The 13,108-nt window shown below is 74.0% G+C and carries 10 protein-coding genes; 3 read left to right on the top strand and 7 right to left on the bottom strand.

Going from position 1 to position 13,108, the window contains the following annotated elements:
* Window positions 1-23 precede the first annotated feature (23 nt).
* The 6 genes from BM142_RS24645 to BM142_RS17580 all read right to left on the bottom strand — a co-directional run bounded on the left by BM142_RS24645 (window position 24) and on the right by BM142_RS17580 (window position 6,166).
* On the bottom strand, window positions 24-179 hold the full coding sequence (locus BM142_RS24645) for a hypothetical protein (RefSeq protein ID WP_092201649.1): 156 nt from the start codon (window positions 177-179) through the stop codon (window positions 24-26).
* A 14-nt stretch (window positions 180-193) separates the two neighbouring features.
* Window positions 194-976: a class E sortase gene (locus BM142_RS17600; protein WP_254791049.1), complete on the bottom strand. Its 783-nt coding sequence runs from the start codon at window positions 974-976 to the stop codon at window positions 194-196.
* A 91-nt stretch (window positions 977-1,067) separates the two neighbouring features.
* Window positions 1,068-2,234 carry an LPXTG cell wall anchor domain-containing protein gene (locus tag BM142_RS17595; RefSeq protein WP_092201647.1) on the bottom strand — a complete coding sequence of 389 codons (1,167 nt, stop codon included), beginning with the start codon at window positions 2,232-2,234 and terminating at the stop codon, window positions 1,068-1,070.
* A gap of 293 nt (window positions 2,235-2,527) precedes the next feature.
* On the bottom strand, window positions 2,528-3,382 hold the full coding sequence (locus tag BM142_RS17590) for a MaoC family dehydratase (RefSeq protein WP_092201645.1): 855 nt from the start codon (window positions 3,380-3,382) through the stop codon (window positions 2,528-2,530).
* Entirely contained in the window at window positions 3,382-4,737 is a 1,356-nt protein-coding gene (locus tag BM142_RS17585) for a 3-oxoacyl-ACP reductase (RefSeq protein WP_092201643.1), read from the bottom strand. Before BM142_RS17585 ends, BM142_RS17590 begins: the two co-directional genes overlap by 1 nt.
* A gap of 130 nt (window positions 4,738-4,867) precedes the next feature.
* Complete coding sequence (locus tag BM142_RS17580) at window positions 4,868-6,166, bottom strand: acetyl-CoA C-acetyltransferase (RefSeq protein WP_092201641.1); 1,299 nt, start codon at window positions 6,164-6,166, stop codon at window positions 4,868-4,870.
* Between the two features lie 110 nt (window positions 6,167-6,276).
* On the opposite strand from BM142_RS17580, the gene BM142_RS17575 reads away from it, so the two are divergent.
* Window positions 6,277-6,921: a TetR family transcriptional regulator gene (locus BM142_RS17575; protein WP_092201639.1), complete on the top strand. Its 645-nt coding sequence runs from the start codon at window positions 6,277-6,279 to the stop codon at window positions 6,919-6,921.
* A complete protein-coding gene (locus BM142_RS17570) occupies window positions 6,918-8,966 on the top strand; it encodes an acyl-CoA dehydrogenase family protein (protein WP_254791048.1) in 2,049 nt (682 codons plus the stop codon). The genes BM142_RS17575 and BM142_RS17570 overlap by 4 nt, the downstream gene beginning before the upstream one ends.
* A 4-nt stretch (window positions 8,967-8,970) precedes the next feature.
* Here BM142_RS17570 and BM142_RS17565 read toward each other — a convergent pair whose 3' ends face one another.
* Window positions 8,971-11,802, bottom strand: coding sequence for a SpoIIE family protein phosphatase (locus tag BM142_RS17565; RefSeq protein WP_092201637.1), 2,832 nt, complete (start codon window positions 11,800-11,802; stop codon window positions 8,971-8,973).
* Window positions 11,803-11,953: 151 nt separating this feature from the next.
* Here BM142_RS17565 and BM142_RS17560 point away from each other — a divergent pair, with 151 nt between their 5' ends.
* Window positions 11,954-13,051, top strand: a complete 1,098-nt coding sequence (locus BM142_RS17560) for an EAL domain-containing protein (RefSeq protein WP_092201635.1) — start codon at window positions 11,954-11,956, stop codon at window positions 13,049-13,051.
* The last annotated feature ends 57 nt before the right edge of the window (window positions 13,052-13,108 follow it).

Raw genomic sequence — 13,108 nt, 5'->3', positions numbered from 1 at the left:
TCTCGCCAGGCCGCGGTCGGGAGTCAGTCGACGGTGACGTCGTTGAAGGGGAGCATCGGCTCGGCCCACGGGAAGACGACGAACAGCAGCAGGGCGACGACGGCGAGCACGAGGACCACGGCCTGCAGTGCCTTGACCGCGGTCCCGCCGGGCAGGTGACGCCAGATCCAGCCGTACATGCGGTGCTCCTCCCTCAGCGCTCGGACAGTGCGGCCGGACCGTTGGGCATGTCCGCCTTGCTGATGGCCGCCCCGTCGAGCGACGCGTGGATGATCAGCCGCTGCCGCGCCGAGTATCGGGGGTGGCAGGTGGTCAGGGTCAGGTAGGTGCCGGTGGGGGCGGCGCCGGCCGGGGCGTTCGGGGTCGGGGAGATGACGTCGATGTCCTCCGGCCGGACGATCTGCCGGCCAGGGATGCCGCTCGGGTCGGCGTCGACGTCGCCCGTCGCCGCATCGCCCAGCATCCGGTAGACGAACCAGCTGTCCGCCGTCTCGACGACGATCGGGTCGCCGGGCCGCAGCGCGTCCAGGTGCAGGAACGGCGAGCCCTTGCCCACACGGTGGCCGGCGAAGGCGCTGTTGCCCTGCTCGCCCGGCATAGCGGTGTCGGTGTAGTGCCCCGGCCCCTGCGCGAGCTGCTTCTCCTGGGTGCCCTCGAGGACGACCCGCTCGTAGTCCAGGCCCAGCCGCGGGATGTGCAGGACGGCGAAGGCGTCGCCCAGCTTGCTCTCGTGCACCGGCACCACCTCGGCGGTGGGCCGGTCCCAGTCCTCCTGCAGCTGCTGGGAGAGCTCGTCCTGCCGGTGGTCGGCCAGCAGATCGGTCACCACGAGCTCGTAGACCACGAACAGCAGGATCACCAGCGCTCCGGTCACCAGGACCTCGCCCACCACACCCACGACGCCGGGCCAGCGGGCCGGGGCGCGCGCCGGTGCGGGCGGCGGGGGAACTCGGTCCATCGGCTGGGTCGTGGTCACGCGCGGGTCCGTCCGTGTGCGAGGTGGTCCGGGAAGTGCAGGACCCGGGAGCCGCGCCGGACGGCGCGGATCCCGGGTCCCGGAGGTGCGGTCAGGCAGCCGTGCGGCGGCGGCGCGCGAACACGATCAGGCCGGCGCCCAGCCCGAGGGTGGCGAGCCCGGCCACGGCCGGGACCGTGACGTCGGCACCGGTGTTGGCCAGCGTCGCGACCCCGTCGGCGGTGACGGTGATGGGCAGGGTCACGTAGCGGAGCACGCCGCTGGCGTCGACGCCGGAGGCGACGACCGTATGGCTACCGGCGGCCAGGCCGGCCGGGACGGTCACCTCGACGCTGAAGGCGCCGGTGCCGTCGGCGATGACCGTGGTCAGGACCTGCGGCGTGGAGTAGATGATCACGTCGACGCTCGAGTTGGGGGCGTAGCCGGAACCCGACACGGTGATCTTCTTGCCGGGCGTGATCGGCCCCGCGGAGCTGGGCGCGAGGGTGAGGTCACCGCTCTTGGCCGGGACGGCGGTGGGAACGGCCGCGGCCGGGATCGTGACCGGGGCCAGGACGTTCTCCGCGCTGCGGTTGCCCTCGCTGTCGACGGCCTGCACGTAGACCGAGTACTTGTAGCCGACCGGCTTGGTGACGGTGCAGGTGAGCACGGCCGCGGACGTCTCGCAGATCCGGTCGATCCCGCCGCCCTCGCCGAAGGAGACGTAGCTGCCGACCAGGTAGCCGGTGATCGGGAAGCTGGTCTGCGCGGCCGCGGTCCAGGAGACGGTGATCGACGCCGGGCCGACCGTCACCGTGGGGCTGCCGGGGTCACCCGGCGCCACGCCCGGCGTGACCGGCGAGGCGGCGGAGGCGTCACCGCCGACGTCGTCGACCGGGTCGACCGGGTCGAGTCCCTCGTCGACGCCGCGGAGCGTGAGCGAGTACGTCGTGCCGTTGACCAGGCCGTCGACCTCGAAGCCCCCGTCGAAGCCGCTCAGGCCGTACTGGACGGCGGCCGGCTCGTAGGTGTCCCCGCCGTCGAGCGAGTACTCCCAGTACTCGGCGTCGGGAGCCACGTCGGGGTCGCCCGGGTCGTTGCTCTCGAAGAACGCGATCAGCCCGCCGTCGAGACCCTCGACGGCGACGATGGTCGGCGCGAGAGGCCCGGAGGGGGCCGCCTGCGCGACGCCCGTGAGGCCGATCATCCCGGTGGACAGCCCGATCGTGCCGGCGGCCAGGAGACCGAGCGCACGACGGGGCGATGACGTGAGCTGCACGTCGACTCCCTTGTTGGGTCCCGGAACGCCGGGGCGGTGGCCCGGCGGTCCGGACGCCCGAGAGAGGACCACGGGACCCGTGCCGGAGGACGGTCACCACGCAGGGCGACGACCCTGGTGCGGCACGTGACCGAATCGTTATCGATGGGCGTCTTCCCAGGTCACAGCGGTGACCGAGTGAAGCGCGGAGGTTGACGAACGCAACCGTCCGATTCGGCGATACCCGTTCAGGCCGATCCGGTGCCGCATCTCCTGGAAGCCCCCGCCGGGCTCGGAGGCCGCGGCGCCGGCGGTCAGAGCGGGCGGATGGTCCCGACGACGTGCTCGGTGCCGCTGCTCGCGTTGCGGACGGCGACGTCCCAGCCGCCGTCCGCCGGAGCCGTGGACAGGGTGACCGTCGACGGCAGGAACAGCGGCTTGCGGAAGGCGACGTCGTAGCCGAACGCCTCCGGCAGCCGGTTGGCCACGGCGCCCAGCGCGCGGGCCTTCACCCACATGCCGTGCGCGATCGCCCGCTTGAAACCGAACGCCTTGGCCGTCAGCCCCGACAGGTGGATCGGGTTCACGTCGCCGGAGACCTTCGCGTACCGGCGCCCGGCGTCGCCGGGGACCCGCCACGTGGCCGCCGGCCGTTCCAGGTCGCCCACGACCACCTCGACGTCGGCCTCCGGCGCGCCCGCGGGCGCCGTGGCGCCGCGCGCCAGGTAGGTCGACGTGGACCGCCACACCTCCTGGCCGCCGGTGGACACCGTCGCCCGCAGGTCGACCGTGGCCCCGCTGCGGTGCGCGGCGAACCGCTCGGCCCAGACCTCGAGGTCCAGCGGGGCGTCGGCACGGATCGGGCGCAGCAGGTCGATCCGGTTGCGCACGTGCACCAGCCCCGGTGTGGCCAGCGGGAACGCCCCGTCGGTCATCAGCGCCATCTGCAGCGGGAAGGCGAGCATGTGCGGGTAGGTGGCCGGCAGGACGTCGTCCAGCGGCAGCCCGCACACCCGCGCGTAGCCGGCCAGGTGGTCCCGGTCGACGGTCACGCCGTGGCGGGCCAGGCGGGTGGCGGGCAGGTCGCCGCCCCGCCCGCGGGCGGTGACGGCGGCCTTCGCGTACAGCGCGCCGAGGTTCGGGGCCTCGTCGAGGACGGTGACGGCCATCAGGCCCCCAGCATCGACTGGCCGCAGACCCGGACGGTCTGACCGTTCACCCCGGCGCTGCCCGGCTGCGACAGCCAGGCGATCGTCTCGGCGACGTCGACCGGCAGCCCGCCCTGCTGCAGCGAGTTGATCCGGGAGCCGACCTCGCGGGTGCCGAACGGCATCTTCGCGGTCATCTCGGTGACGATGAAGCCCGGCGCGACGGCGTTGATCGTGGCGCCGCGCTCGGCGAACGTCGGCGCCCACGCCCGCACCATGCCGATCACGCCGGCCTTGGACGCCGCGTAGTTGGTCTGCCCGCGGTTGCCGGCGATGCCCGACTGCGAGCTGACGCAGACCACCCGGGCATCCGGCTTCAGGACACCCTCGGCGTCCAGCAGCGCCTGGGTGATGTCGAGCTGCGCCTGCAGGTTCACCGCCATCACCGAGTTCCAGCGGGCGGCGTCCATGTTGACCAGCAGCTTGTCGCGGGTGATGCCGGCGTTGTGGACGACGACGTCCGCGCCGCCGTGCCGCTCCCGCAGGTGCTCGATCAGCCGCTGCGGAGCGTCGTCGGCGGTGATGTCCAGCTGCAGCGCGGTCCCGCCGATCTCGTTGGCGACCTCGGCCAGCGTGTCACCGGCCGCGGGGATGTCCACGGCGACGACGTGGGCGCCGTCCCGGGCCATGACCTTCGCGATCGCGGCCCCGATGCCGCGGGCCGCACCGGTGACGACGGCGACCTTGCCGGCCAGCGGCCTCTCGTCGTCGGCGGCAGCCGGGATGTCGGCGGCGGCGACGCTCATGACCTGGCCGTCCACGTAGGCCGAGCGGCCGGAGAGGAAGAAGCGGACCGGCGAGGCGATCGAGCCCTCGGCGCCCTCGGGGACGTGCACCAGGTTCGCCGTCGACCCGTTCCGGAGCTCCTTGGCGATGGACCGGACCAGTCCGTCCAGCGCCTGGCGGGCCGCGGCCTGGGCCGGGGAGGCGGCGTCCGACGGCGGGTCGGCGAGGATCAGCACGCGGCCGGTGGCCCGGAGCCGCTTGACCGCCGGGCTCAGGAAGTCGTGCGCGCTGGCCAGGTCGGCGGGGGTGCGCAGGCCGGTCGCGTCGAGGATCACCGCGGCCGGCTTCTCGCCGTCGGTCGCGCCGTCGGCGGTGACCGGCGACTGCACGTGCACGCCCTCGGCGCGGAGCAGCTCGGTCACGGCGTCGCGCAGCCGGCCCTCCCCCGCCGAGCCGACGACCGCCGGGCCGGGCAGCAGCGGCTGCCCCGGCTCGTAGCGGCGCAGCACGGCGGGGCGCGGCAGGCCGAGGTTCCTGGTGATGGTGGTGCCGAAGCCGGAGTTCGCGAAGTCGCGGTACCAGTCGCTCATCGGTGGTGCCTCCTACTGGGGTTCGGGGATGCCGGCGACGGCGGGCCGAGCCGCCGGACCGGATGGGGAGCCGTGCCGTGTCGCGGCTCCCCATCCGACGGCACGGCTCCGGCCGGCCATCGGCGAGGGGTCAGGACTCGAGGATGGCGACGACACCCTGGCCGCCGGCGGCGCAGACGGAGATCAGGCCGCGCTTGCCCGGGCCGGCCTCGTGCAGCTGCTTGGCCAGCTGGGCGACGATCCGGCCGCCGGTCGCGGCGAACGGGTGCCCGGCCGCCAGCGACGAGCCGTTGACGTTCAGCTTCGACCGGTCGATCGAGCCCAGCGGCCGATCCAGGCCGAGCCTCGTCTTGCAGAAGTCCTCGTCCTCCCAGGCCTTCAGGCTCGACAGCACGGTGGACGCGAACGCCTCGTGGATCTCGTAGAAGTCGAAGTCCTGCAGCGACAGGCCGTTGCGGGCCAGCATCACCGGCATCGCGTAGACGGGCGCCATCAGCAGGCCCTCGCCCCCGTGCACGTAGTCGACGGCGGCCGTCTGCGCGTCGACCAGGTGGGCGAGCACCGGCAGGCCGTTCTCCGCGGCCCACTCGTCGGAGCCGAGCAGCACGGTCGAGGCGCCGTCGGTGAGCGGCGTCGAGTTGCCCGCCGTCATCGTGGCGCCCTCACCCCTGCCGAAGACCGGCTTGAGCGTCGCGAGCTTCTCGACCGAGGACTCCGGCCGCAGGTTGTTGTCCCGGGACAGGCCCAGGAACGGCGTCACCAGGTCGTCGAAGAAGCCGCGGTCGTAGGCGGCGGCCATGTTCCGGTGCGAGGCGACGGCGAGCTCGTCCTGCTCCTCGCGGCCGATCTGCCACTCCTTCGCGGTGATGGCGGCGTGCTCGCCCATGGCCAGGCCGGTGCGCGGCTCGGCGTTGCGCGGGATCTCCGGCGCGATCATGCCGGGCCGGATCCGGCCGAGCGCCTTGAGCCGGTCCTGCACGGTCTTCGCGTTGTTCAGCCCGATCAGCACCCGGCGCAGGTCGTCGCTGACGGCGAGCGGCGCGTCGGAGGTGGTGTCGACGCCGCCGGCGATGCCGGACTCGATCTGGCCGAGGGCGATCTTGTTGGCGACCAGGATCGCCGCCTCCAGGCCGGTGCCGCACGCCTGCTGGACGTCGTAGGCCGGGGTGGTGGCCGAGAGCCGCGACCCGAGCACCGACTCGCGGGTGAGGTTGAAGTCGCGCGCGTGCTTGAGGACGGCGCCGGCGACGACCTCGCCCAGCTGCTTGCCCTGCAGCCCGAAGCGGGCGACCAGCCCGTCGATCGTCGCGGTCAGCATGTCCTGGTTGGACGCCTGCGCGTAGGCGGAGTTGCTCCGGGCGAACGGGATCCGGTTGCCGCCGACGATCGCGGCCCGGCGAGCGGGGGTGGGGCGGGTCGGGGCTGCCATGGGTGCCTCCAGGTTCGGTGGACTGGCCGGAGTGGTCGGTACTCACAGTACCCGGTACTGTTCTTCACATGAAAGCTGAGGCGGTGAGACGCTCGTCGCAAACCCGTTCCATGCCCGGGCAGGTCGCGGGCACACGTGATCGCCGCGACTCGCGGTGGGACGAGCACCGGCGGGAGCGCCGCGAGCAGCTCGTCCAGGCGACCCTGACCGCCGTCAGCAAGCACGGCGCGGGCGTCGGCATGGACGAGATCGCCGCCGAGGCGGGCACCAGCAAGACCGTCGTCTACCGGCACTTCGCCGACCGGGCCGAGCTGTACGTCGCCGTCTGCACCCGGGTGGCCGCCCAGCTGCTGCCCAAGCTGCGGGACGCGATGGACAGCGGCGGCTCCCCCCGCGGGATGGTCGCCGCCGCGATCGACACCTACCTGACCTTCATCGAGGGCGACCCGGAGCTCTACCGGTTCGTCGTCGACCAGCAGACCCTCGACCGGCCGACCACCGACCCGCTCACCAGCCTGTCGGACCTCGTCGGCGCCCAGGTCGCCGCCGCCATCACCGTGGCCCTGCAGCAGGCGGGCGCCGATCCGTCGCCCGCGGCACCCTGGGGGCACGGTGTGGTCGGGATGGTCCGCGCGGCCGCCGACTGGTGGCTGCGCGCCGACCGCCCCATGCCCCGCAGCGCACTCGCCGCACACCTGACCGATCTCGCCTGGGCCGGACTGTCCGGCGTCGTCAGCACCAAGGAGGACAAGTGACCAGCTCCCTGCCCGCGTCGATCGATCCGACGAAGCTCCGCGACGTCATGGACGGGCGCTGGGCCGCCGTCCGCCGCGACGCCCGCGAGAACCTGCGCGACCCCGACTTCCTCCCCGTCTACGGCGAGACGATGCAGGAGGCCCGGGAGCGGGTCACCCGGGCGGCCCGGAAACTGGCCGACTCCGGCCGCGTCGGCTTCGGCTTCCCGAAGGAGTTCGGCGGCGAGGCCGACTCCGGCGCCTCGGTGACCTCGATCGAGATGCTGGCCTTCGCCGACCTGTCGCTGATGGTCAAGGCCGGCGTCCAGTGGGGGCTGTTCGGGGGTGCGCTGGAGCTGCTCGGCACCCGCCGACACCACGAGAAGTACCTGCGCGACGTGATGACCTTCGACCTGCCCGGCTGCTTCGCGATGACCGAGACCGGCCACGGCTCCGACGTCCAGCAGCTGCGCACCACGTGCACCTACGACCCGGCCACCGAGACCTTCGACCTGCACACCCCGCACCAGGCCGCCCGCAAGGACTACATCGGCAACGCGGCCGAGGACGGCCGGATGGCGGTCGTCTTCGCCCAGCTGATCACCCAGGGCACCAACCACGGCGTGCACGCCTGGCTGGTCCCGATCCGCAACGCCGACGGCACGCCGTGCGACGGCGTCACCATCGGGGACGACGGCCCGAAGGCCGGCCTCCCGGGCGTCGACAACGGCCGGCTGAGCTTCGACCACGTGACGGTCCCGCGCGACATGCTGCTCGACCGCTACGGCCAGGTCGCCGCCGACGGCACCTACACCTCCACCATCGAGAACGAGACCCGGCGCTTCTTCACCATGCTCGGCACGCTGGTGCGGGGCCGGGTCAGCGTCGGCGGCTCGGCCTCCTCGGCGACCAAGCTGGCCCTCGACATCGCCGTCCGGTACGGGGACGTCCGCCGCCAGTTCGCCGCCCCCGGCGAGGACCGCGAGATCGTCATCAACGACTACCTGGTGCACCAGCGCAAGCTGCTGCCCGCCCTGGCCAGGACCTACGCGCTGCAGTTCGCCCAGAGCACGCTGGTCGAGACGATGCACGACGTCCAGACGGCGGTGCACGTGCACGGCCAGGACGTCGACGAGGCCGCCCAGCGGGAGCTCGAGTCGCGCGCCGCCGGGCTCAAGGTGGCCCAGACCGCGCACGCCACGCAGACCATCCAGATGTGCCGCGAGGCGTGCGGTGGGGCCGGCTACCTGCAGGAGAACCGGCTGCCGCACCTCAAGGCCGACACCGACGTCTTCACCACCTTCGAGGGCGACAACACCGTGCTGCTGCAGCTGGTCGCCAAGGGCCTGCTCACCGGCTATCGCGACACGTTCGGCTCGCTGGAGGGCTGGGGCAAGGTCGGCTTCGTCGCCGACATGGTGCGCGAGACGGTCCTGGAGCGGACGGCGGCCCGCGCGCTCATCGCCCGGCTGGTCGACGCCGTCCCCGGCGTGGACGACGTCCCCATGCTGGAGCGCGGCTGGCAGCTGAAGATGTTCGAGTTCCGCGAGAAGCACTCCCTCGAGGGCGCGATCCGGCGGCTGCGCAAGAACTCCTCGATCGAGGGGATGGCCCCCTTCGACATGTTCAACGACGTCCAGGACCACGTGCTCGAGGCGGCCCGGACGCACATCGACCGCGTCGTCCTGGAGGCCTTCGTCGCCGGCGTCGACCGCACCGAGGACCCCGACGCCAGGGCCCTGCTGGACACCGTCTGCGACCTCTACGCGCTCTCGACGATCGAGGCGGACAAGGCCTGGTTCCTCGAGCACGGCCAGCTGACGCCGTCCCGCGGGAAGCTGCTGACCAGCACGGTCAACCAGCTGCTCAAGGAGCTGCGGCCGCACATGGTCACGCTGGTCGACGGCTTCGCCATCCCGGACGCCTGGAAGGCCGCGAAGATCCTGGAGGAGGAGGCCGACCGCCAGGAGGCGATGGCCGCCCGCGACGCCGAGCTGCGGGCGCGGAACGGCGAGGACACTCCCCAGGGCACGGCGACCGACCTGGACGTGGCCCCCGCCCAGTAGGAGGTCAGGTCGCGGTGCCCGCCTCGGGGACGACGTCGGGCATCGGTTCGACGCCCGGCGGGACCACCTGGGGCCCGGCCTCGGGCGGCCGCGGCTCGTCCTGGGGGTGCAGGCGGACGGCGAGGATGGCGACGTCGTCCTCCGCGTCGGGCAGGAACAGCCGCTCCAGCACCTCGTCGCAGAGGTCCTGGAGCGTCATCCCGGCGCACGTCTCCAGGACGGCGACGAGCTCGGCCGTGCCCGCGTCGATGTCCCGGTCCCGGCGCTCCACCAGGCCGTCGGTGTACAGCAGCACCGTCGTCCCGTGCTGCAGCACCGTGGTGTGCTCGTGGCGTCCGGTGTCCGGGAAGACCCCCAGGAGCAGATCGGCGCGCTCGTCGAGCAGGTGCGCCTTCCCGTCGGCGGTCAGCACGGCCGCCGGCGGGTGCCCGGCGCTGGACCAGCGGAGCACGGCGCGGCCGGCGCGGAGGTCGTCGCCGTCCTGCTCGAGGCGGGCCACCAGCGCCGTCGCCATCGTGTCCAGGGCCAGGCCCTCGACGGCGCGGTCCAGGCCGCTGAGCACGGCCGCCGGCCCGTCGCCGCTGGAGTAGGCGATGCCGCGGAGCAGGCCGCGCACCTGGCCCATCGCCGCGGCCGCCCGGCTGTCGTGGCCGACCACGTCCCCGATCGCCAGCACGGTGGCCCCGTCGGCCTGCAGGAACGCGTCGTACCAGTCGCCACCGATCTCCGCACCGGCCGCCGCGGGCACGTAGCGCACCACGATCTCGGAGTGGTTGGGCTCCGGCGGCGCGGTGAGCATGCTGCGCTGCAGGGCCACCGCCAGGTCGCGCTGCTGGCCGAACAGCCGGGCGTGGTGCAGGGCCAGGCCGGCGCGGCGGCCGATCTCGATGGCGGTGTCCACCTGCGCCCGGCTCAGCGGCCCCCGCTCCTCGCGGTTGAACAGGCCCAGCGCGCCGAGGACCTGCCCGCGGGCCACCAGCGGCACGATGGTCGCCGACGCGGCACCGAGGCGGGCCAGGGCCTCGCGGACGGCCGGGTCGGGCAACGCCTCCTCGATGTGGCCCCAGTCGATCACCGGCATGACCATCGGCCGCCCGCTGCGCATCACCACCCGTGCGCCCGCCCGGTCGGTCATGACCGCGACCATCCCCCGGACGTAGGACTCCAGCTCCTCCCGGCGGTCGGGATCGCGGTGGGCGCAGGCGAGGTCGTGCAGCCGCCCCTGTTCGTCGGTGACGACCAGCCAGCACCAGTCGGCGAGCTCGGGGACGACGAGCTCGGCCAGCTCGGCGACCTGCTGGTCGATCTCCAGCGTCCCGGACAGCACTCTGCCGGCGTCGGCGAGCAGCTGCAGGCGCTCGTTGGCCCCGGCCATCGCCGCCACCGCCCGCACGCGCTCGGCGTCGGCCTGGAGCCGGGAGACGGTGAGCGCGATCTGGGCGGCCAGCGCCTCCAGCACCTCGACGTCGTCGGCGGGGAAGGCCCGCTCGTCCTGCCAGAGGGCCGCGAAGGACCCGAGCACCCGTCCCTCGACGCGCAGCGGGAAGGCCCCCACCGCCCGGATGCCGAGGACCTCGATGCCCTCCCGGGTCGCGGGGAACCGGGCGAGCATCTCCTCGACCGAGGACAGCAGCACCCGCCGGCCGTGCACGGCGGCGTACTGGATGGGGTGGTTCTCGTCCGCCTCGATCTCGATGCCCTCGACGGGCCGGTCGACGTGCTCCTGGAGCTGGTCGGCCAGCCGCCGCGTCGTGTGCAGGCGGAGCGCGCCCCCACCGACGTCGACGATCGTCAGCGCGCTGGACCGCGCACCCAGCACCTGCGCGCCCCGCTGGACGATCTCGGGGAGGTCCTGCAGGCGCGTGGCGTTGGACAGTTCGGCGGCGACCTCCGCGATCGCGGTGGCCCGGTGGAAGGCCGCCAGCCGTTGCTCGGCCTGCCGGCGTGCCTCGGTGACGTCGATGATGGTGCCGAGGATGCGGACCGGCTCCCCCCGCGCGTTGCCGAGCACGCGGCCCCGGGAGACCACCCAGCGGATCTGGCCGTCGGTCCGCACGATCCGGCTCTCGAGCGTGAACTGGTCGCGCTCCGCCACGGCCCGGTCCATCGCCTCGGCGGCGGTGGCGTGGTCCTCGGGGTGGACCCGTTCCAGCATCATCTGCTGGAACCCCTCGATCTCGGTCGCCTCCTCGAGCCCGAACAGCCGGGCGCAGCGCTGGTCCCAGAAGCCGGTGTCGGTGCGCAGGTCGCGCTCCCAGATCCCGATCGAGCTGGCCGCCAGCGCCACCTCCAGCCGGACCCGCGAGGTCCCGACCGCGGACTGGGCGGCGGAGAGCTCCAGCTCGGCGACCACCGAGGCGGCCAGCTGCTGCAGCAGCTCGGTGGCGTCCTCCGACCACGGGCGGGGCGACGGGTCGTAGACCGCCAGGGCGCCGACCACGTGCCCCGACGCGGCGACCAGCGGAGCTCCCAGGTACGCCCCGACCTGGCCGGACGTCACGGCGGGGAGGCCGGCGACGCGCGCGTCGGCCGCGGCCTCCGGGATGTCGAGTGGTGCGCCGGTGGAGACGACGATCGCCGACAGGGCACCGGTGAGCAGCGCAGGTCCGCCGATCACACCCTCGGGCAGCCCGACCCCGCCGACGACGACGTCCTGGTCGGTGAACAGGGTGACCTTGGCGTGGTCGGCAGCCAGCAGCCGGGACGCCAGGGCCGAGAGCCGGTCGAAGGCCGCCGCCCCGGGCACCTCGAGCAGCAGGCGGCGGGCCGCGGCGATGCGCTCGGGGTCCCGCAGCGGGTCGGGGTCGGCCGGGACCGGTGCCACCGCCGTGTCCATCGCGTCCCCCCTCCTCCGACACCGCCACGGCCCCGGACGGGGCGCGCGACGGGTAATGCTGACACGGCGCCCGGCCGGCACCCGCGCGGTCGGGCTCCCCCGGCGGGGTGAGCCGGCTCAAGAGCGCGGGCGGGGCGGCCGATGGGAGTCCATGCTCGGCACGCGTACGGCGCGTCTCCCGGACTGCCGTCCGCTGCTCGCCGACCCCGACGACCTGACGCTGGTCTTCCAGCCGATCGTCGACCTCGCCGGCGCCACCGTGGCCGGCTACGAGGCGCTGGCCCGCTTCCCGGGCACCGCCGGCCCGGACGTCTGGTTCGCCGCCGCCGCCGACGCGGGCATCGCCGCCGAGCTGGAGGCGCTGGCCGTCCATAAGGCGCTCGCCGCCGTGGACGACCTGCCGCCGGACACGTTCCTCACCGTCAACGTCAGCCCGCACATCCTCGGCTCCGCGCCCGTGCAGGCCGCCCTGGGCACCCGTCCCGACCTGCACCGCGTCGTCGTCGAGCTCACCGAGCACACGCCGGTCCACGACCTGGCCGCCCTGCGCCGCCAGTGCGACGAACTGCGGGCCCGCGGCGCCCTCATCGCCCTCGACGACGCCGGCAGCGGGTACTCGGGGCTGCAGCAGCTGGCCGCCCTCCGTCCCCAGGTGGTCAAGCTCGACCGGGCGCTGGTCAGCGACGCCGACACCGACCCCGTCCGCGTCGCCCTCGCGGAGATGCTCGGCGAGTTCGCGGGACGGATCGACGCGTGGCTGCTCGCCGAGGGCATCGAGACCGCCGCCGAGCTGGCCGCGTTCACCCAGCTGGGCGTCCCGCTCGCCCAGGGCTGGCTGCTCGGCCGCCCCTCTCCCGGGTTCGCGCCGCTGTCCGCCGAGGCCACCGGGCTCGTCCGTGCGCAGGTCGCCCGCGCCCGGGTCACCGACAGTGTCGCGGGGCTGGTCCGCCCGGTGCGCCAGTGCACGCCGGACGAGGACCCGCCCGCCGTCCCCCCGGCCGTGCTGCTCGGCGCGCAGGGCGAGCCGACCGGGCTGCTGCTCTGCGACCCCCGCACGGGCGAGGTCTACACCGCCCCGGTCTCGCTGCGGGTGCACCCGACGACCGACGTGGGCGAGGCGCTGCAACGCGCGCTCACCCGGGCGCCCACCGTCCGGTTCGACCCGGTGGTCTGCACCGACCCCGCCGGCCACGTGCTCGGCCTGCTGCGCCTCGAGGACCTCGCGGCGGCCAGCCGGAAGGCCCGCTGACCCCTTCCCGACCCCCGGCCGCCCCGGCCGGCGCACCACTCCCACGACGACGAGGAG

It is taken from the genome of Blastococcus tunisiensis (assembly GCF_900112815.1).
GTDB lineage: Bacteria > Actinomycetota > Actinomycetes > Mycobacteriales > Geodermatophilaceae > Blastococcus_B > Blastococcus_B tunisiensis.
The sequence above is the reverse complement of the archived record's forward strand: the minus strand, read 5'-3'. Positions and strand labels throughout refer to the sequence as shown.